This window comes from Neorhizobium petrolearium (assembly GCF_017873175.1).
Taxonomy (GTDB): domain Bacteria; phylum Pseudomonadota; class Alphaproteobacteria; order Rhizobiales; family Rhizobiaceae; genus Neorhizobium; species Neorhizobium petrolearium.
Genome location: NZ_JAGGJW010000002.1, coordinates 427,378 through 447,425, shown reverse-complemented (window position 1 = coordinate 447,425; position 20,048 = coordinate 427,378). Strand labels below are relative to the sequence as shown.

Annotated in this window: 20 protein-coding genes; 13 read left to right on the top strand and 7 right to left on the bottom strand. The window is 58.9% G+C overall.

The window, feature by feature from the left end; all coding sequences use genetic code 11:
- The first annotated feature begins 7 nt into the window (after positions 1-7).
- The 5 genes from nikC to J2046_RS05980 all read left to right on the top strand — a co-directional run bounded on the left by nikC (position 8) and on the right by J2046_RS05980 (position 5,054).
- On the top strand, positions 8-940 hold the full coding sequence (gene nikC, locus J2046_RS06000; protein ID WP_233469557.1) for a nickel transporter permease: 933 nt from the start codon (positions 8-10) through the stop codon (positions 938-940).
- Positions 933-1,799: an ABC transporter ATP-binding protein gene (locus J2046_RS05995; RefSeq protein WP_210050245.1), complete on the top strand. Its 867-nt coding sequence runs from the start codon at positions 933-935 to the stop codon at positions 1,797-1,799. The genes nikC and J2046_RS05995 overlap by 8 nt, the downstream gene beginning before the upstream one ends.
- Complete coding sequence (locus J2046_RS05990) at positions 1,796-2,584, top strand: ABC transporter ATP-binding protein (RefSeq protein ID WP_210050244.1); 789 nt, start codon at positions 1,796-1,798, stop codon at positions 2,582-2,584. Before J2046_RS05995 ends, J2046_RS05990 begins: the two co-directional genes overlap by 4 nt.
- A complete protein-coding gene (locus J2046_RS05985) occupies positions 2,581-3,597 on the top strand; it encodes a serine hydrolase domain-containing protein (RefSeq protein ID WP_210050243.1) in 1,017 nt (338 codons plus the stop codon). The genes J2046_RS05990 and J2046_RS05985 overlap by 4 nt, the downstream gene beginning before the upstream one ends.
- 101 nt (positions 3,598-3,698) lie before the next feature.
- On the top strand, positions 3,699-5,054 hold the full coding sequence (locus tag J2046_RS05980; protein WP_210050242.1) for an MmgE/PrpD family protein: 1,356 nt from the start codon (positions 3,699-3,701) through the stop codon (positions 5,052-5,054).
- Positions 5,055-5,086: 32 nt separating this feature from the next.
- On the opposite strand, the gene J2046_RS05975 is transcribed toward J2046_RS05980, so the two are convergent.
- A complete protein-coding gene (locus J2046_RS05975) occupies positions 5,087-6,013 on the bottom strand; it encodes a LysR family transcriptional regulator (protein WP_210050241.1) in 927 nt (308 codons plus the stop codon).
- A gap of 325 nt (positions 6,014-6,338) precedes the next feature.
- Here J2046_RS05975 and J2046_RS05970 point away from each other — a divergent pair, with 325 nt between their 5' ends.
- The 8 genes from J2046_RS05970 (at position 6,339) to J2046_RS05935 (ending at position 14,757) form a co-directional block, all read left to right on the top strand.
- Positions 6,339-7,148, top strand: coding sequence for a DeoR/GlpR family DNA-binding transcription regulator (locus J2046_RS05970; protein WP_210050240.1), 810 nt, complete (start codon positions 6,339-6,341; stop codon positions 7,146-7,148).
- 81 nt (positions 7,149-7,229) lie between these two features.
- Positions 7,230-8,765: a glycerol-3-phosphate dehydrogenase gene (glpD, locus tag J2046_RS05965; protein WP_210050239.1), complete on the top strand. Its 1,536-nt coding sequence runs from the start codon at positions 7,230-7,232 to the stop codon at positions 8,763-8,765.
- Between the two features lie 28 nt (positions 8,766-8,793).
- Positions 8,794-9,870 (top strand): ABC transporter ATP-binding protein, encoded by a 1,077-nt coding sequence (locus J2046_RS05960; RefSeq protein ID WP_210050237.1) that lies wholly within the window; start codon positions 8,794-8,796, stop codon positions 9,868-9,870.
- A 10-nt stretch (positions 9,871-9,880) separates the two neighbouring features.
- The gene (locus tag J2046_RS05955; protein WP_210050236.1) at positions 9,881-10,951 is read left to right on the top strand and encodes an ABC transporter ATP-binding protein; all 1,071 of its coding nucleotides are present in this window, start codon (positions 9,881-9,883) and stop codon (positions 10,949-10,951) included.
- 2 nt (positions 10,952-10,953) lie between these two features.
- A complete protein-coding gene (locus tag J2046_RS05950) occupies positions 10,954-11,820 on the top strand; it encodes a carbohydrate ABC transporter permease (protein ID WP_210050234.1) in 867 nt (288 codons plus the stop codon).
- A gap of 14 nt (positions 11,821-11,834) precedes the next feature.
- Positions 11,835-12,662 carry a carbohydrate ABC transporter permease gene (locus J2046_RS05945; protein ID WP_210050233.1) on the top strand — a complete coding sequence of 276 codons (828 nt, stop codon included), beginning with the start codon at positions 11,835-11,837 and terminating at the stop codon, positions 12,660-12,662.
- A 16-nt stretch (positions 12,663-12,678) separates the two neighbouring features.
- The gene (locus tag J2046_RS05940; protein ID WP_210050231.1) at positions 12,679-12,960 is read left to right on the top strand and encodes a DUF2160 domain-containing protein; all 282 of its coding nucleotides are present in this window, start codon (positions 12,679-12,681) and stop codon (positions 12,958-12,960) included.
- Between the two features lie 75 nt (positions 12,961-13,035).
- Positions 13,036-14,757, top strand: a complete 1,722-nt coding sequence (locus J2046_RS05935; RefSeq protein ID WP_210050230.1) for an ABC transporter substrate-binding protein — start codon at positions 13,036-13,038, stop codon at positions 14,755-14,757.
- A gap of 124 nt (positions 14,758-14,881) precedes the next feature.
- Here the strand turns inward: J2046_RS05935 and J2046_RS05930 are convergent, their stop codons facing one another.
- Genes J2046_RS05930 through J2046_RS05905 form a run of 6 tightly spaced genes read right to left on the bottom strand, consistent with a single transcriptional unit; the run spans position 14,882 to position 19,870 of the window.
- Positions 14,882-15,505, bottom strand: a complete 624-nt coding sequence (locus J2046_RS05930) for a hypothetical protein (RefSeq protein WP_210050228.1) — start codon at positions 15,503-15,505, stop codon at positions 14,882-14,884.
- Positions 15,502-16,371, bottom strand: a complete 870-nt coding sequence (locus J2046_RS05925; RefSeq protein ID WP_210050227.1) for an ABC transporter permease — start codon at positions 16,369-16,371, stop codon at positions 15,502-15,504. Before J2046_RS05925 ends, J2046_RS05930 begins: the two co-directional genes overlap by 4 nt.
- The gene (locus J2046_RS05920; RefSeq protein ID WP_210050225.1) at positions 16,368-17,174 is read right to left on the bottom strand and encodes an ATP-binding cassette domain-containing protein; all 807 of its coding nucleotides are present in this window, start codon (positions 17,172-17,174) and stop codon (positions 16,368-16,370) included. The genes J2046_RS05925 and J2046_RS05920 overlap by 4 nt, the downstream gene beginning before the upstream one ends.
- A 49-nt stretch (positions 17,175-17,223) precedes the next feature.
- Positions 17,224-17,691, bottom strand: a complete 468-nt coding sequence (locus tag J2046_RS05915; RefSeq protein ID WP_210050224.1) for a cupredoxin domain-containing protein — start codon at positions 17,689-17,691, stop codon at positions 17,224-17,226.
- A 34-nt stretch (positions 17,692-17,725) separates the two neighbouring features.
- Complete coding sequence (locus tag J2046_RS05910; protein ID WP_210050223.1) at positions 17,726-18,700, bottom strand: YVTN family beta-propeller repeat protein; 975 nt, start codon at positions 18,698-18,700, stop codon at positions 17,726-17,728.
- Between the two features lie 21 nt (positions 18,701-18,721).
- Positions 18,722-19,870: an ABC transporter substrate-binding protein gene (locus tag J2046_RS05905; protein WP_210050222.1), complete on the bottom strand. Its 1,149-nt coding sequence runs from the start codon at positions 19,868-19,870 to the stop codon at positions 18,722-18,724.
- Positions 19,871-20,048 lie beyond the last annotated feature (178 nt).

The following is a 20,048-nucleotide window of genomic DNA, read 5'->3' as shown; positions in this document are numbered from 1 at the left end:
GGCCGCCATGACCGACAAAGCCATGACATCTCAGAATATTTCACTCTCCAGCCTCGGTGCATGGTTGCGTGCGCCCGTACCTACTTCCCCTTTTCACGCCCGCATGCAGCAGCTCTGGCTGCAATGGTGGCGATTGCGTTCCAACCTCTCCGCCCTGTTTGGCCTTGCCGTCATTGTCGTCATTCTCGCCGCTGCGCTTCTGGCGCCGCTTCTGGCGACTCATGACATCTTCGAGCAGGATCTCGCGATGCGTCTCCTGCCCCCCTCGGCGGAACATTGGCTGGGTACTGACGAACTCGGCCGCGACGTCTATAGCCGCCTGATCTATGGTGCGCGGATCACCCTCTACATCGCTCTTCTGACCACCGTTATCGTTGCGCCCATCGGATTGCTGGTGGGCACGACTGCCGGTTACCTGGGCGGCTGGGTCGACACGGTTCTGATGCGCATCGTCGACATTTTCCTTGCCTTCCCGAACCTCATTCTCGCTCTGGCTTTCGTCGCTGCCCTGGGGCCTGGCATCGAGAATGCGATCATCGCGATTTCGCTTGCATCCTGGCCGCCGATCGCACGTCTCGCTCGCGCCGAAACGCTGACCATTCGCAAATCCGACTATATCGCGGCGGTCCGCCTTCAGGGCGCATCGAAATTGCGGATCATCTTCGGGCATGTCGTGCCCATGTGCATCCCCTCCGTCGTCGTGCGCGTGACGCTCAACATGGCGGCGATCATCCTGACGGCGGCCGGCCTCGGCTTCCTCGGCCTCGGAGCGCAGCCGCCGAGCCCGGAATGGGGCACCATGCTTTCCTCCGGCCGGGAGTTCGTGATGACGAGCTGGTGGATCGCCGCCATTCCCGGTTCCGCCATCCTGCTGACCAGCCTCGCCTTCAACCTCTTCGGCGACGGACTGCGCGACGTTCTGGACCCCCGCCATGGATAAGCCGCTCATCGACGTTGAGGATCTCAGGATCCGTTTCCACGGCGCGCACCGGAGCCATGACGCCGTCCGGGGAATATCCTTCACCATCGGCCGCGAAAAGGTTGGGATCGTCGGCGAATCCGGTTCCGGCAAGTCGCTCACCGGGCGCTCGCTGCTGAAGCTGACGCCGAAGGGCGCGAAAATCACCGCCAAGCACATGCGGTTCCGCGGCACGGACCTCCTGGCCGCCAGCGAAAAGGACATGCGCCGGATTCGCGGAAATCATATCTCGATGATCCTGCAGGATCCGAAATATTCGCTCAACCCGCTGATGCGCATCGGCAACCAGATCGTCGAGGCTTACCGGCTGCATCACAATGCGCCGCCTGCCGAAGCCAAGGCCAAGGCGCTTGCCATGCTGGAAGCGGTGCAGATCCGCGAGCCGAAGCGCGTCTTCGATCTTTTTCCGCACGAAGTGTCCGGCGGCATGGGACAGCGCATCATGATCGCCATGATGCTGATCCCCGAGCCGGACCTGATCATCGCCGACGAGCCGACCTCCGCGCTGGATGTTACGGTGCGCCGCCAGGTCCTGACGATCCTCGATGAACTGGTGAGCCGGAGGGGAACGGGGCTGATGTTCATCAGCCACGACCTCAATCTGGTCGCCAGCTTCTGCGACCGGGTTCTCGTCATGTATGCCGGCAGGATCATGGAGGATCTTCCCGCGCGGGACCTGCATCAGGCCCGCCATCCCTACACGCAGGCGCTTCTCGAAAGCCTGCCACGCCTCGACCATCCGGTGGACGAGTTGAGGGTGCCGGTCCGCGATCCTTCCTGGCTCGACGGGCCTGTCTATCGCAACGGAGTTCTCGTATGAACGCCCCCGATCGTACCTTGGTAGAGGCTATCGGCCTTTCCATCAGCTTCGGCGTCCAGAACACGCGCACGCGCGTCGTCGATGATGTGTCCTTCCGTATCCGGAAAGGGGAGGCCTACGGTCTGATCGGTGAATCGGGTTGCGGCAAGTCTACGATCCTGCGTGCGCTTTCCGGCTTGAACGGCGATTACGAGGGTGCGCTCGTCCTCGGGGCTCGTGAATTGCCGAAGAAGCGCGGCAAAGACTTCTTCCGCCGCGTGCAGATGGTCTTCCAGGACCCCTATGGCAGTCTGCATCCGCGCAAGATCGTGGAGCGGGTTCTGGCCGAGCCGCTCGCCATCCACGGCTTCGACCGCCCGTCGGAACGTATCGCCGAGACGCTGGAGGCCGTCGGGCTCGGCCCGTCCTTCCGCTATCGCTATCCCCATGAACTTTCCGGCGGACAGCGCCAGCGCGTGGCGATTGCAAGGGCGCTGATCATCGAGCCGGAAGTCCTTCTCCTGGACGAGCCGACCTCGGCTCTCGATGTCTCCGTGCAGGCGGAGATCCTGAACCTCCTGAAGCGCCTGCGCCGCGAGCGCAACCTGACCTATCTCATGGTGTCGCACGATCTTGCGGTGATCGCCCATATCTGCGAGCGCGCCGGGATCATGCATCAGGGGCGGATCATCGAGGAACTGAGCGCAGAACAGATCCGCCATTTCCAGGCGAGGGAGGACTATACGCGAGCGTTTCTCGAAGCCAGCATCGAGTCGGTGGCGCGCCGCGAGGAGGTTGGAGCATGAATGTCGAGGTCGCGTTCAAGAAAGACGATCCGATCGACTTCGAATGGGAATGGCATGGCAGCGAAAGCCCTACCGGCTTCCGGCCGGAAGCGCTGGAGGCGATTCGCGCCTGCGCGGCATCACAGGCGACCGACATGCTGCTGGTCATCCGTCGCGGCAAGGTGGCCTTCTCGCTCGGCGATCCGGCGCGGAAATTCCTCTGCCATTCCATCCGCAAGAGTTTCCTTGCCGCCCTGATCGGCTTCGAGGTGGAAAGCGGCAGGATCGATCTTTCGGCGACGCTGGAGAGCCTCGGCATAAACGACCGGGAGGGGCTAAGCGACGTCGAGAGGCAGGCCACCGTCTATGACTTGCTGACCGCCCGTTCCGGCATCTATCACCCAGCCGGCTACGAAACCGTCTGGATGCGACGGATCAAGGAGACGCGACATTCCCACGCGCCCGGAACCTTCTGGTGTTACAACAACTGGGACTTCAACGCGCTCGGCACGATCTTCACCCGCTTGACTGGTGAGACTGTTCACGAGGCCTTTGCTCGCCGCATCGCCGGCCCGATCGGCATGGAGGACTTCTCGCTTGACGGCGACAAACCGGATGGGTGGCACGAGACGTTCGACATCAGCGACCATCCCGCCTATCCGTTCCGTATGTCGAGCCGTGACCTCGCGCGTTTCGGGCAACTCTTCCTTCAGCGGGGGTTCTGGAACGGAGCGCCAGTGCTCCCGGTCGGATGGGCACATGAATGTGTCATGCCCTATTCGCACGCCGGTACGCGCGGTGCCTATGGTTACATGTGGTGGCTGGAGAGGGACGGCGTCTTCCTGCCTGGTGTCGTCACGCCGAAAGGCAGCTATGCGGCGCTTGGTGCCGGCGGTCATTACTGCCTGGTCATGCCGGCACTGGATATGGTCGTGATCCACCGAGTCGATACCGAAATACCCGGACGTGAGGTTAAGAACTTTGGTATGGGACGGCTGCTGCGGCATCTGCTGGCCGCGATAGATACGTCCTGAGCAGGGCTTTCCGAATTCCTGTTTCCTGCCATCTGCGTCTCTCGTTGGCCGCGGCAGGGTTTGCGTTTCCTCCGAACGGTTTACCAAAGAGCCTTATGACAATGAGCGTTATCGAAACCATTGCGGCATGGTGCGCCGCACCACCGGCAATCACGGATACTGCCCGGAGGCTTGCCCGCGAGGCGATCGCCGACACGCTTGCCTGCCTCTACGCGGGCCGGGGCGATATCAGCACCCTGGCGGTCAGCCGCTCCTTCGGGTCGCAGTCCGTGGACGAAGCACCACTCGTGACCGGCGCGCGCCAGTCTCCCTCCGTTGCAGCTCTTGTGAACGGCACGGCGGCACATGCGCTCGATTACGACGACAATTTCAAACCCGGCATGAGCCATGCCTCGGCGGTCATCGTGCCGGCATTGCTCGCGATTGCCGGCCGGACCGGAGCAAGCGGCCGTGCGCTGGTGGATGCCTATCTTGTGGCGCTCCAGGCACAGGCCTTTGTCGGTAGCGGTGTTGCCGGATCACATTACACCGCCGGATGGCATGGCACATCGACGATCGGCAGCATCGGTACCGCGGCGGGAGCGGCAAAGCTGCTGGGACTGGACGCCGACGGGATTGCCCGGGCCCTTTCCCTAGGAGCAAGCATGGCGTCCGGCACGAAGGGACAATTCGGCACTCCCGCCAAGCCGTTTCATGCCGGAATGGCGGCCCGCAACGCTGTCGAAGCGGCTTTGCTGGCAGCCGAAGGATTATATGGCAGATCGGACATTCTCGAAGGGCCGCAGGGTTTCCTCGAAATGTTCGGCGGATCGGACCCTGTGGGTTATGATCGCGAGTCTATCGCGAGCACCCGTGATCATGTCATCGAGACCGTCGGGCTCATGCCGAAGCGACACCCCTGCTGCGGTTCGACACATTTGGTCATCGACATGGCGCTTGACCTTCTGCATGAGGTGCCGCTTGATGCTGACGCTGTCGTCTCCGCGGAATGCCATGTCGGTATCGCGAATTTTCGCAATCTCCCTTATACCAAGCCAGTCAACGAGATGGAGGCACGCTTCTCCATGCAATATTGCCTCGCGCTCGCATTGCGCCGCAAGAAGCTGTCTTTGTCGGATTTCACGCCGCCAAGCGTGGTCGCTTCCGCGCGGGACCCGCTGCTCGCGAAGATTTCGATGACCCACTACACTCCGGCAGAAGAACGTGCCGCAACACAGCTGCCGCATCGGTTAAGGATCACACTCGATGGCGGCCATGTTTACGAAAAGGAACGTTTCTTCGCGCGGGGTGGTCTTGCCGATCCCTTTTCAGAAGAGGACCGCAGGACGAAGTTCCTTGATTGCGTCGCAGGCCTCAAGGACGCAGAAGCACTTTACGCGACTCTCGAAGCGCTCGACGAACTAACGAATATGAGCTTTCTTGAACAGCTCTTCGACAATCGCACGACAGCGGCTTGAAGAAGCAAGCCTCGGGGCAAACATCGGCTGGATCAAGGAACGACGCGGTCGGCGAGCATGCCGACCTCTTCGGCACGTCTCCAGAACTGCCCTGCGCGCTTGCTGCGCAAACGGTAGGAACGGTAGAGCCTGATCTCCACCTCCATGTCGAGTGACGGGTCCGCTGCCCGAACGAGCTGCCCTGTGCTCATTTCGTTGACTGCCAGACTTTCGGGAATCCAGGCGACGCCGTGACCGGACACAGCCATGGCCTTCAGGGCGGCCGACATCGCGTTTTCATAAACGGTATTCAAGCGGATCGGAGTTTTGTCAAAGATGGTCTTGGGAAGTGCCTGGGCGAAGAAGGAGCTATCCCGGTAGCTCAGATAATTTACGGGCGTTCCGTCGGCACATAGCCGGTGAATGGGAGCACCGTCGTCGGTTGGGGCTGAAATGGCGATGACGCGTTCCGACCCGAGGGTAAGGTAGGGATAGTCGGACAATTCCTTGATCGCGGGGACGCACTCATGCGCGTAGGTCAGAAGGAAGTCGCATTCATTGCGGAACAGCTTCGATACATTGTTGGAAAAGGAGGAGTAGGCCTCCGTGAAGCGTGTCCGGAACGACTCCCCGTCTGCCTCGATTTTCTCCATCCAGACCGGAAAGAACGTGAGAACCAGCGTACTCATGGTGGCGAAGGAGAGGATGTCTTGAGGAGCGGCATGCTGCTCCTGTGTCTCTTCGCGAAGCGCGATCAACATTTCAACTGTCTTGCGCGCGCGGGGCAGGAAGCTTTCTCCAGCAGGCGTCAGTCGCACCGGGTAGGTGGAACGATCTATCAATGGAAGCCCGACCCATTCCTCGAGCTGCCGGATGCGCCTGCTCAATGCCGACTGGGTGATGTGCCTGTCGCCAGCCGCAAGCGTAAAGTTCATGAAATGAGAAAGGCTAAGAAAATCCTCCAGCCATTTCAATTCCATAGAAGCATCTCCGGATCTTCCCCGCCGATACGGGGCACAATTTTGCGCAGAGCAGCGAAGCCACCAACATGCGCAGGAAGGCGTGTACCATGCGGCCTATGAAGGTCGCTTGCAAGCACAGGCTATCCTCCAAGCCATCGGCGTTACACACTGCTAAGTGGATGAATGCCCGGGCTCGCAGTAAAGGACATATCCGCCTGCTCCAAAAGGGCGGATAACCCCTTCTCCGACAAGGGAAGGATAAATCAGGAGAGTACGAACGGGTACTTGGCGATCTTTCGTTTTGTCGTAAAATGAAAAAAGCGAAACCGCCGGAGGAGACCCAATGCTACTCAGCAGTCGGCAGTCGGAAATCATGTCCATCGCCAAGGAGCATGGACGAGTTCTCGTCGATGACCTCTCCGCCCGCTTTGGGGTCACGCCTCAGACGATCCGCAAGGATCTCAACGATCTGTGCGACAGCAGGGCACTGACGCGGATCCACGGCGGGGCGGTGTTCCCGAGCGGCAACGAGAACGTGAAGTACGATGCGCGCCGCTCCATGGCTGCGACGGAAAAGCAGGCGATCGGCCGGATGGCGGCCGCGATTATCCCCGACAACTCGTCCCTTTTCATCAATATCGGCACCACGACCGAAGCCGTCGGCGAGTCGCTGATGGACCACAAGGACCTGATGGTCATCACAAACAATATCAATGTTGCCAACAGATTGAGGGTCTACCCCTTCATTGAGGTGGTGATTGCCGGCGGTGTCGTGCGCGGGTCTGACGGCGGTATTGTGGGCGAGGCGGCAGTGGATTTCATTCGCCAGTTCAAGGTGGATTTCGCCGTGATCGGTGTCTCGGCGATTGATGAAGACGGAGCGCTACTCGATTTCGATTACCGGGAGGTGAAGGTTGCCCAAGCCATTATCGCCAACGCGCGGCATGTGATCCTCGTGTCCGATGCCTCCAAGTTCGAACGTACTGCCCCGGTCCGTATCGGCCATATATCCCAGGTCCACACCTTCATCACCGATCATTGCCCTGTCCCGTCTATCAGACAAATCTGCGCGGAACGCGACGTTCGGTTGATCGAGACGAATATTCAGAATGGTGATGAGGCCGCGAAAGCGGTTTCGAAGAATATCTTTTGACATTCGATTTTGTTTCGATTTAGATGAATTTGTCTTTCGTAATTGCGCATAATGCTGCAATGCGAAATTGGTGTTTAGGAAATGTCGGGCAAAGCGGTTTTCGATCTTTTCGTAATCGGCGGTGGCATCAATGGCTGCGGCATTGCGCGTGATGCGGCCGGGCGCGGTTATTCCGTCGCTCTCGCCGAGATGAACGATTTTGCCTCCGGCACATCATCAGGCGCCACCAAGCTCATCCATGGCGGCTTGCGCTATCTTGAACATTATGAATTCCGGCTTGTGCGCGAGTCGCTGATGGAGCGCGAAACCCTCTGGGCCATGGCGCCGCACATCATCTGGCCGCTGCGGTTCGTTCTGCCCTATCACAAGGGCGGAATTCGGCCGGCATGGATGATCCGCCTCGGCCTTTTCCTTTACGACCATCTGGGTGGCCGCAAGCTGCTGCCCCCGACCGCGGTACTCGACATGCGGTCCGACCCTGCTGCAAAACCGCTCAAATCGCTTTTCACCAAGGCTTTCGAATATTCCGACGGTTGGGTGGATGACGCCCGGATGGTGGTGCTGAACGCCCGCGACGCGGCAGACAAGGGTGCGTTGATCATGCCGCGCACCAAGGTGGTCTCCGCCAAGCGTGAGAACGGCTTTTGGTTGATCGATACGGTTGATGCTGTTTCCGGCAAGACCGCAAGCTATAAGGCGAGAATGCTTGTCAATGCCGCTGGCCCGTGGGTCGACCACGTCATCCGCGGTGTCTTCGGCCGCAACGAGGCTCACAATGTCCGCCTCGTTCAGGGCAGCCATATCGTTGTGAAGAAGAAGTTCGACGGTGAGCGTGCCTACTTCTTTCAGAATCCGGACAATCGCATCATCTTTGCCATTCCCTATGAACGCGACTTCACGCTGATCGGCACCACGGATCGCGACTACAAAGGCGATCCAAAGGACGTCAAGATCAGCGATGAAGAAGTCCGATATCTCTGCGGCGCGGCCAGCGAATATTTTTCGGAACCTGTGCGGCCGGAGGACATCGTCTGGAGCTATTCCGCCGTCCGGCCACTCTATGACGACGGCGCGTCAAAAGCGCAGGAAGCCACGCGCGACTATGTGTTGAAAGTTGACGCAGCCGAGGGTGCCCCGCTGCTCAACGTGTTTGGCGGCAAGCTGACCACCTATCGCCGGCTCGCAGAGCACGCTCTGGAGAAGATTGGGGAGGCGATTGGCGCCAAGCGGTCATCCTGGACGGCCAGAAGCCGGCTGCCGGGCGGTGACTTCTCTGTCGTCGGCTACAAGGATCAAGTGAAGTCGCTTCGGCATAGCTATCCGTTCATCGAGACAAGACATGCCGAACGCCTCGTGCGCTGTTATGGTACGAATGCTGCGGTCATTCTCGGCAACGCCGCTGTCGCCGGCGATCTCGGTCGCCATTTCGGCGGCTCCCTTTACGAGATCGAAATACGCTGGCTGATGGAGAAAGAGTGGGCCCGAACGGCGGAGGACGTTCTGTGGCGCCGCACCAAGCAGGGACTGTTCCTGACGGCTGATGAGGCTGCGCGACTGGAGGACTATATGGCTGGAATCCGCCGCGCAGCATACGCGAAGCAAGGAAACCGCAACTGAACCGAGGGTTGGGAGGCCCGAGGCATCAATGCTCGAATTGCGCAATGTGTCGAAAATGGCAGGAGGCGAATACCACATTCGCCCCACCGATCTGACGTTGCAGCGGGGGACGCTCAATGTCCTGCTCGGCCCTACCCTTTCGGGCAAGACCTCGTTGATGCGGCTGATGGCAGGCCTTGATCGCCCGACGGATGGATCCATCAATTTCGACGGTGTGGATGTCACCGGTGTGCCGGTACAGAAGCGCAACATTGCGATGGTCTATCAGCAGTTCATCAACTATCCGTCCCTGACCGTCTATGAGAATATTGCTTCCCCGATGCGGATCGCCGGCAAGGACGCGGCTACGATCGACAGGGAAGTGCGCAAGACTGCCGACCTCCTGCGGCTGACGGCTTATCTTGACCGCACACCGCTCAATCTTTCCGGCGGCCAACAGCAGCGGACGGCACTTGCCCGTGCCCTCGTCAAGAATGCCGGTCTTGTGCTGATGGACGAGCCGCTCGCTAACCTCGATTACAAGCTGCGCGAGGAATTGCGCGTCGAACTGCCGAAGATATTTGCGCAATCTGGGGCGATCTTCGTCTATGCGACAACCGAACCCTCGGAGGCGCTTCTACTTGGCGGCAATACAGTCACGCTCTGCGAAGGCCGGGTGACGCAGTTCGGTCCGACGATTGACGTTTATCGCCGGCCGGCTGATCTCATTACCGCAAAGACCTTCGCCGATCCGCCGCTCAACTTCATTGAAGTCATCAAGTCCGGCGGCTCGTTCCGGCATGGGGACACCGATGGCATGCCTGTGCCATCGCATCTTGCTGACGTCGCGGACGGACCGATGACGGTCGCCTTTCACCCGCACCATCTCGGACTTTCAGCGCAGACGTCCAGCTCGGCGCATATCAGGGCCAGGACCCAGATTTCCGAGATCACCGGTTCGGAAAGCTTCGTTCATCTCGATTTCAACGGGATTCGCTGGGTCATGCTCGCGCGGGGGATTCACGATATCGATCCTGACACAGAAATCGAGGTCTTCTTGGACACCCGCCATCTGATGGCTTTCGGAACGGACGGGCGCGCCATCGCTACCGTCGCGGCCTATTGAGGGGAAAGATATGGCACGCATCACCCTCGACCATATCCGCCACGCCTACGGAGCCAGCCCACAATCCGATCAGGATTATGCACTGCGCGAAATCGATCATGAATGGCACGACGGTGGCGCCTACGCTCTGCTTGGCCCGTCCGGCTGCGGAAAGACGACCCTGCTCAATATCATCTCCGGCCTCCTGCAGCCGTCCCACGGACGTATCCTGTTCGACGGAAAGGACGTAACGAATCTGTCCACTCAGGCCCGTAACATCGCGCAGGTTTTCCAGTTCCCGGTCATCTACGACACGATGACAGTTTACGACAATCTGGCATTTCCGTTGAGAAACCGCGGTGTCCCTGAGCCGGAAGTCGACCGGCGTGTCCGCGAGATGCTGGAGATCATCGATCTTTCGGATTGGGCGAAGCGCAAGGCCCAGAGGCTCACAGCCGACCAGAAGCAGAAGATCTCGCTCGGGCGCGGACTGGTGCGCAACGACGTCAACGCCATCCTGTTCGACGAACCGCTGACGGTGATCGATCCTCATATGAAGTGGGTGCTGCGTTCGCAATTGAAGCGGCTTCACAAACAGTTCGGCTTTACGATGGTCTATGTGACGCACGACCAGACGGAGGCACTAACATTCGCTGACAAGGTCGTAGTCATGTACGATGGCCAGATTGTCCAGATCGGCACGCCGGCAGAACTCTTCGAGCGTCCTCGGCATACTTTCGTCGGCTATTTTATCGGCTCACCCGGTATGAACGTGCTGCCTGCCAAGATCGACGGGAGCACCGTGACGATTGGCGACGAAAAAGTGTCGCTTGATTACGCTCCCAATATCTCGGGTGTCGGCAAGATTGAACTCGGCATTCGCCCGGAATTTGTTCGGATCGGCAGCGAGGGAGTGCCGGTAAGCATAACCCGCATAGAGGACATCGGCCGGCTTAAGATCGTGCGCGCCAGCTTCGCCGGCCAGCCGATCTCCATTGTTGCGGAAGAAGATGTAGAAATCCCGTCCGAGCCGCGTGTTACCTTCGACCCCGCAGCCATCAACATCTATGCCGATTCGTGGCGCGTCGGCGGGGAGGGCTGACCATGGAGAAGACTTGGAACAACAAGGCCTGGTTCCTGGTGCTGCCAGTCCTGCTGCTCGTCGCCTTCTCGGCCGTGATCCCGTTGATGACCGTGGTCAACTATTCGGTCCAGGACACCTTCGGCAACAACGAATTCTTCTGGGCCGGTACGGACTGGTTCGACGATATGCTGCATTCCGATAGGTTCTGGGAAGCGCTGCAGCGCAACCTACTCTTTTCCTTCATCATTCTGGCGCTGGAAATCCCGCTTGGCATCTTCATTGCGCTCAACATGCCGAAGAAGGGCATTGGCGTTCCCGTCTGCCTCGTCCTGATGGCGCTTCCGCTCCTCATTCCATGGAACGTGGTCGGCACAATCTGGCAGGTCTTTGGCCGGGTGGACATCGGATTATTGGGCCACACGCTCTGGGCGCTCGGTATCGACTACAACTATGTCCGCGATCCGATCGATGCCTGGATTACCGTCATCATCATGGATGTGTGGCATTGGACGAGCCTGGTCGTGCTTCTGTGCTATGCCGGTCTGGTCTCGATCCCGGACGCCTATTATCAGGCAGCCAAGATCGACGGTGCCTCGCGCTGGTCCGTTTTCCGCTACATCCAATTGCCGAAGATGAAGCGTGTGCTACTGATCGCCGTCCTCCTGCGCTTCATGGACAGCTTCATGATCTACACCGAACCATTCGTTGTGACGGGCGGTGGCCCGGGCAATTCGACCACGTTCCTGTCGATCGACCTCGTGAAGATGGCGGTCGGGCAGTTCGATCTCGGGCCGGCCGCCGCCATGTCCATCATCTACTTCCTGATCATCCTGCTGCTCTCGTGGGTCTTCTACACGGTGATGACCAGCAGCGATGCCAACCAGTGAGAAAGGAGAGAGCCATGGCTTCGCCGATGAAATACAAGCCTGCCGGCAACTTCTCCTGGCTGGTTTCGACGATCTATATCATCTTTCTGCTGTTGCCGATCTATTGGCTGATTAACATGAGCTTCAAGGAGAATGCCGAAATCACCGGCACCTTCTCGCTCTGGCCGCAGAACCCGACGCTCAGGAACTACACGGTGATCTTCACCGATCCCTCCTGGTATTCGGGCTATATCAATTCGATCATCTACGTCGTGATGAATACGGTGATTTCGGTGCTCGCGGCGCTACCGGCCGCCTATGCCTTCTCGCGCTATCGGTTCCTCGGCGACAAGCACCTGTTCTTCTGGCTCTTGACGAACCGCATGGCACCGCCCGCCGTCTTCGCGCTGCCGTTCTTCCAGCTTTATTCCGCCTTCGGCCTCATCGACACGCATATCGCGGTCGCGCTTGCGCACTGCTTGTTCAACGTACCGCTCGCGGTCTGGATCCTGGAGGGCTTCATGTCGGGCGTGCCGAAGGAAATCGACGAGACGGCGTATATCGACGGCTATTCCTTCCCGCGCTTCTTCGTCAGGATTTTCATGCCGCTGATTGCCTCTGGAATCGGGGTCGCCGCCTTCTTCTGCTTCATGTTCTCGTGGGTGGAACTGCTTCTCGCCCGCACGCTGACGACGACGGCGGCAAAGCCCATTTCCGCGATCATGACGCGCACGGTCTCGGCGGCGGGCATGGATTGGGGCGTGCTTGCTGCAGCAGGCGTGCTGACCATCGTGCCGGGCGCTCTCGTCATATATTTCGTCCGAAACTACATCGCCAAGGGCTTTGCCCTCGGCCGCGTCTGACCAGGAGGAAGCACGCATGAACTTTTCATGGATGGCCTGGACGCCTCCAACGGCGCTGTTCTTCCTGACGATCCTCATGCTGCTGGTCGGCATGAGCGTCTGGGAATATTTTGCACCGGGAGGCTCGCCGCGCGTCGGCATCTTGCGGTTTGAAACGACGCGGGGAGACCGGCTCTTCATCTCGCTGCTCGGGGCAGCATTCATTCATCTCGCATGGCTGGGACTGGCCGGTCCCAACCTGTGGTGGGCTCTTGCCATAGCGGTGGTCTACGCCATCGGCGTTTTCCGCTTCGTCTAAAGGCAAGCTGATACGGGCGCCGGAATGCCGGATGCCTCGAACTGAACATGCAATCGCAAACTCTGGGAGGATATCATGCGACGGCATCTTATGACGACAACGGCAGCCATGCTGCTGGCACTGACCGGCTCGGCATTCGCCGGGATGGAGGAGGCCAAACAGTTCCTGAGCAAGGAAATCGGCGACATGTCGACGCTTTCCAGTGCCGAGCAGGAAAAGGAAATGCAATGGTTCGTCGATGCGGCAAAGCCTTTTGCCGGCATGGACATCAAGGTCGTCTCCGAAACCATCACTACCCATGAATACGAATCCAAGGTGCTGGCGCCTGCCTTCACGGCAATCACCGGCATCAAGATCACCCATGACCTGATCGGCGAAGGCGACGTGGTTGAAAAGCTGCAGACGCAGATGCAGTCGGGCGAGAATATCTACGACGCCTACATCAACGACTCCGACCTCATCGGCACGCATTGGCGTTATCAGCAGGCGCGCAGCCTGACCGACTTCATGGCGAATGAAGGCAAGGACGTCACCAACCCGGACCTCGACATCGACGATTTCATCGGCAAGTCCTTCACCACCGCGCCGGACGGCAAGCTCTATCAACTGCCCGACCAGCAGTTCGCCAACCTCTATTTCTTCCGTTACGACTGGTTCAATGACGAGAAGAACAAGGCGGATTTCAAGGCGAAGTACGGCTACGACCTCGGCGTTCCGGTCAACTGGTCGGCCTACGAGGACATCGCGGAGTTCTTCACCGGCCGCGAGATCGACGGCAAGAAGGTCTATGGCCATATGGACTACGGCAAGAAGGACCCGTCGCTCGGCTGGCGCTTCACCGACGCCTGGCTATCGATGGCCGGCAACGGCGACAAGGGTATTCCGAACGGCAAACCGGTTGACGAATGGGGCATCAAGGTCGATGAGAACTCCCGTCCGGTGGGCTCATGCGTTGCGCGCGGCGGCGACACCAATGGTCCTGCGGCCGTCTATTCGATCCAGAAGTATCTCGACTGGATGAAGGCCTATGCGCCGGCCGCGGCCCAGGGCATGACCTTCTCGGAATCCGGCCCGGTTCCGTCGCAAGGCGAAATCGCCCAGCAGATGTTCACGTATACTGCTTTTACCGCTGACTTCGTGAAGGAAGGCCTGCCGGTGGTCAATTCGGACGGCACGCCGAAGTGGCGTTTCGCTCCGAGCCCGCATGGTGTCTACTGGAAGGATGGCATGAAGCTCGGCTATCAGGATGCCGGCTCCTGGACGCTCATGAAATCCACCCCGGACGATCGCGCGAAGGCAGCCTGGCTCTATGCGCAGTTCGTGACGTCAAAGACCGTGGACGTGAAGAAGAGCCATGTCGGTCTCACCTTCATTCGTCAGTCCACGCTTGACCACAAGTCCTTCACCGACCGTGCGCCCAAGCTCGGCGGCCTCATCGAGTTCTATCGCTCGCCGGCCCGTCTGCAGTGGTCGCCGACCGGCACCAACGTTCCGGATTATCCGAAGCTCGCCCAACTGTGGTGGCAGGCGATCGGTGATGCGTCTTCGGGTGCAAAAACCGCACAGGAGGCGATGGATTCGCTTTGCGCCGAACAGGAGAAGGTGCTGCAGCGCCTCGAACGTGCAGGCGTCCAGGGCGATATCGGTCCGAAGCTTGCCGAGGAGCATGACCTCGAATACTGGAACAAGGACGCCGTCTCGAAAGGCAATCTCGCGCCGCAGTTGAAGGTCGAGAACGAGAAGGAAAAGCCGATCACCATCAACTACGACGAACTCGTGAAGAGCTGGCAGAACTGAGGCTTTGCCACCACGATCAATGGCCGAGGCGTGTCAAACGTCTCGGCCATATTGCGCGAGAGATGGAAGTGGGTCATTCGATGGCTGGCTACATTCCGGCCATCAGGTTTGATCTTATGGAATGTCAGTTCTTTTGCATCGTCTCATCGATGATCTTTGAAATGCTGTAGAGCCGCTGCTCGATTAGCGTCGGAACTTCGCAGACATAGGTTAGTGATTGGACACGCTCTTCGAAGATACGCGTCTCCCATGTCAGCTGTTGGTCATGCCTGGCAAGCTCCGCCTGGTCGGTATCGGCTGCGGCTCGCATTCTGTCGATTTCTGCGGCCTTCTTTCTGACATCTGCCGCAAGCTGCCTTTGCTTTTCGGCATAGCGTGCAATGCCTGAGATGATCTGGCCGCGCTCTATATTGATCCTGTCGAACACCCCCATGAAAAGTTGCTCCAGCTTTTCACGCACCTGCTCTTTCGGCAGGGTCGCGGCATAAGCCGAAACCTGCTTGCGAGCATTTTCGATCGGATTGCTGCGCTTGACGAGTTCGGCGGCGAGATCGGCCACCTGAGGGTCCTTGTCCCATTGCTTGGCCGTTTCGGGCAGCTCGTCGCCGTTCCAAACCTGGCCGATCGAAATCTCGGGCACTTTGCGTTGAATGCAAGGCCAGTCGGGATCGACATTTGCCGCGGCAAGGGCCGTCGGTGTGGCCGATAGCGCGGCGAGCATTGCGATCAGAGGAACATATCGCTTCATTGGTTTCCTCCCATATCCTGCTTGCGGACAGTGAGACCGCGTGCGGGATTATAAGCCAGAATAGCTCCGCCGAGCAGGGCGAGCGTAACGGCCAGCACGACGATCAGCGATGTCCATTCAATACGGCCGTAAAAAGCGAAACGGATAAGCTCAACCGCGTAGGTGAACGGGTTCAGGAGGCATATCTGATAGAGCAGTGGGCTCGCTTCCTGCACTCGCCAGAGCGGGTAGAGTGCCGAGGAGGCGAAATACATGGGAAAGATCACGAAGTTCATGATGCCTGCAAAATTCTCCAACTGCTTGACGAGGGAGGACAGCAGCATGCCGAGCGCTCCGAGCATCAATCCGGAGAAGAAGAGCGCAGGCAGGATCAGCAGATAACCCACGACCGGCGCTTTGACATCCCAGAACCAGGCGATCGCCAGAAAGGCATAGACCTGGAGGAGGGAAACGGCGACGCCCGCCAGAAGCTTGGCGACCAGCAGGTACCAGCGGGGAAAGGGACTGACGAGCAGGATGCGCATGTTGCCCATCTCGCGGTCATAGACCATCGACAGTGAGGACTGCATGCCGCTGAAGAGGAGGATCATCCCGCACAATCCCGGCGTGATGTAGACCTCGTAGAGAACATAGGTCTCGTACGGTGGTATGATTGAAACACCGAGCACCTGCCGGAAACCGGCCGCGAAAATGAAGAGCCAGAGCAGGGGACGAACAAGGGAGGAAACGAAGCGTTCCTTCTGCGAAAGGTATCGCAGCCATTCTCGTTGGAGAATACCCTTGAGACAGACGAGATACTGGATCGGGGTGAAGCCTTTCCATTTCTCCGACGGTGAACCCGCGAACGTTCCGGCTGCATCGGTCATGTTCTTCCTCCCCGAACATTCAAATCCGCGATGCCGGTTAGTTTTGAGAATGCCTGGTTGATTGTCTCCGTGCCTGTCTCAGAAAGAATGGTCGACACCTGGCCGTCGGCGACGAGCCTTCCCTGGTCGAGAACGAGAACCTGATCCGCCTGGCCGACCTCATCGATCAGATGGGTTGCCCAGAGCACGCTGATCCCTTGCTGTTGAACGAGCGCGCGGATGTCTTTCAGTATGGTCGCGCGCGACTTGATGTCGAGTCCCACCGTTGCTTCGTCGAGCAGCAGCAGGGAGGGGCGATGCAACAGGGCGCGAATGATCTCGACCCGCCTGATCTGTCCACCGGAAAGGCCGCGCACCTTTTCCTCGATACGGTCGGTCATGTCGATGGATTGAAGGAGCTCATCGATCCGCTGCCGCGCCACCCGCGTTCCAATGCCGTGCAGGGCAGCGTGATAGAGAAGATTTTGCCGGACGCTGAGATCGAGATCGAGGGTGCGGGCCTGGAACACGATGCCGAGGCGCCTGAGCGCCGGACCGGAATTGCGGTTGATATCCTGACCGAAGACGCGAATGCGACCCGTCCGTGGTGAGAAAAGATGGCTGACGAGCGAGAAGAGCGTCGTCTTGCCCGCGCCATTGAGCCCAAGGAGCACGGTGAACCGCGAGGGCTCTATGGAAAACGAGATATTGTCGAGCGCCTTTCGTTGCCCGTAGTTATAGCTGACGGATGCGAGTTCGAGAGCGGCGGGCGCCGCTCTCTCCTCGTTCTTCGATGTTTCGGTTAAACGGGACTGCAGCTTCATCGGATGGCCTTTCACAAGCGGCGCGCCTCAAGGGCCGCGCCTGGGATGGCTACTTGATGATGATCTTGCCCGTCATGCCTTTGCCCGCCAGATCGGGAACGGACCACGTGTATTCGCCTGGCCGCACCGTCGTGAACTGGACGTTGATCGTTCCTTCGGAATCGAATTCCAGCCATGCAGGCGCGCCGTTCATGTGGACTTCGAGATCGTTGATGACGATCTGGTTCATCCAGACGTTACGGAACAGATCGGTCATGAATTTGTATTCGAGGCCGGCTGCGGACGTGATTTTCCAGCGGTAGCCCTGTCCCGCAATAAGTTCGAAGTCCTTCTGGTTCACAGCGAAATTGTCGTCCTTCGATCCGAGGATCAGTTCCGGGACATTCTGGCTGGCCCGTGTGACTTTGGGCGCATCATCATCATCATCGTCCTTGTCGGCGGACTGGGCGAAGGCCTGATTCTGCATCGAAAGAGCGCCGATGAGTGCGGCAACGGCAATGGCTGTGAATTTCGACATGTCTTCCTCCCTTTGAAAAAAATCGAAATATGGATCAGTCGGGTGCGACCGTCACACCCCAGGGCAGCGCCCCGACGGTGACGGACTTGATCGGTTCATCGCTCTCCGTGTCGATGAAGGTGATATCGTTCGAAAGGCCGTTGGTGCTGATCAGGTTCTTGCCGTCCGGCGTGAACGCCAATTGCCAGACGCGCTGGCCCACGAGGATGTATTTCTCGACCTCGTAGGTTTCCGTGTTGATGACCGCCACTCGGTTCGCTGGCCCGAGGGCAACATAGGCCTTCTTGCCATCTGCCGTGATTCGCACGCCCACGGGTTGTATCGCTTCCGAGCGTAAGCCCTGGATTTCGAATGTGATCTTCTTGACGACCTCTCTGGAGGCGTTGTCGATGACGGAGATCGTGCCGCCGATTTCCGCGGATATCCAGACCTGCGATCCGTCCGGCTTGAACTCGGCGAAACGCGGACGTGAATCAACGAGCACGTTCGCCACGATCTCATGGGTCGACGTGTCGATGAAATGCGCCATGTTGGTGGTTTCGGACGTGTTCACCATCGTCTTGCCATCGGGGCTGATGCCCATCCCCTCAGGCTCCACGCCGACCGGTATCTCGGAGATCACGCTTTTCTTGTCGACGTCGATGACGGTGACGAGATTGTCGTCCTCATTGGCGACATAAAGGGTCTTGCCGTCCGGAGAGAGCACGAAGAGTTCAGGATCCGGACCGGATGGCAGCGTTCCGGTAATCTCATGAGTCGCGGTGTCGATGATCTCGACCGTATCGTCGTCGCTGGCGCAGACGTAAAGATGCTTCCCGTCATGGGAGATCGTGATCCCCCGCGGTCTCTGTCCCACCTCAATCGTCTTGGTTACTTCCATCGTCTTGGAGTCGACGACCGTGACGGTATTGTCCTTCTCGTTCGAAACATAGACGGCATTGGCCGAAACAGGCCCAGTGTGGATGACGGCCGCGAAAGTCCCTGCGAGCAGGTAAATATATCTGCGCATTCTCTCCTCCCATTCCCGTTATCAATTCAGTTTGCAGGCCGTCTCCGGCTGATCTACTCCCAATGTATCGAGTTCAGAAAACTGATGAAGAAATCCCTCTTGTGGTGAGGTGGAGATCACGCCTCGGCCGTCGCCGAGGAAGATTGGCTGGCGAAGCTGCCAGTTCCATCGGCGGAAGGTCACTTTCTGTCCCTTGAAGGCGGCCAGTGAGAAATTCTCGTCCTTTATAAAGGCTTCAATCTTCGCAGGGTCACTGCTGTTGGTCCGTGTCGCGGCTTCGCCGAGGATACGCGCTGCCGTCCAAGCCTGCATGTCCTTGCCCAGCATGCGACGGCCGGTGGCTTTCACGAAGCGGTTCTGGATCTGTGAACCGCCCCATTGCTCGCTGGCCGGATGCCAGGAGGATGGGATGAGGCCGGCTGTTCCGGCGACCGGCCTCGGATCCCAGGTCCGGTAGGGAACATAGCTGCCAAAGACTTCGCTTTCATCCGCGACGATCACCACGTCATGTGCCGGCAGGTTCTGGGTGAAGACCGGCATCTGCCGTTGGACCTGAACGACGCCGCTGTCGGTGCGGCGGGCTGTGCCCGTATCCTTGTAGAGCCGTTCCTCGACAATCTTAGCGCCGAAGCGCTTCGCCGACCGCCGGATCGCGTCGGCGAAAAGCTGATCCGGTTCGTGGGAACCATAGAGAAGGACCCAGGTGCGCCATTGCTTCCAGATCAGATACTGAGCCAGGCCATCGGCAAGCATGCTCCTGGTCGGAGCGGTGTGGAAGACGTTGGAGCGGCATTCCTGTTCACGCAGGATATCGTCCGTCGATCCTACGTTGAAAAGAAGCACGCCGTTTTCCTTGGCGAGATCGGCGATGGAGAGCAATTGCCTGGCCGAGATGTCGGTCAGCACATATTTCTCGCCCCGGGTCAGCATTTCCCGGAATGCGGGGACAACATCCTCATCCCGCTTCGTCTGAACCACGTCCAGAGTGAAGGATTGCCCGAGAAATCTGCCGGTCGTGTTGTTGTCGTTGATAGCAACCTTCGCCCCCGCGACACCTTCATCCGCCGGAGGGATGTCCAAAACCGAAAGGGCCAGTTGTGGCTCATAAGCTCTAATATAGCCTATCCGGATCTCGGTTGCGGGCTTCGTGGCCGGGTTTTGCTGCGCCATCGATTGCGGCGCATTGACGAGGAGCAAAAAACAAGCGAATAAAAATATAAGAGTATTAGGCACCGTACTCTTCATGGTCATACCACGCCTTGCGCCGGCCTTCCGCGAAGGCAGATGCGCTGTACAGATGAGGTGCCCACTATGTTTGTAGCCCAATCCCCGATAAACTCAATACTTG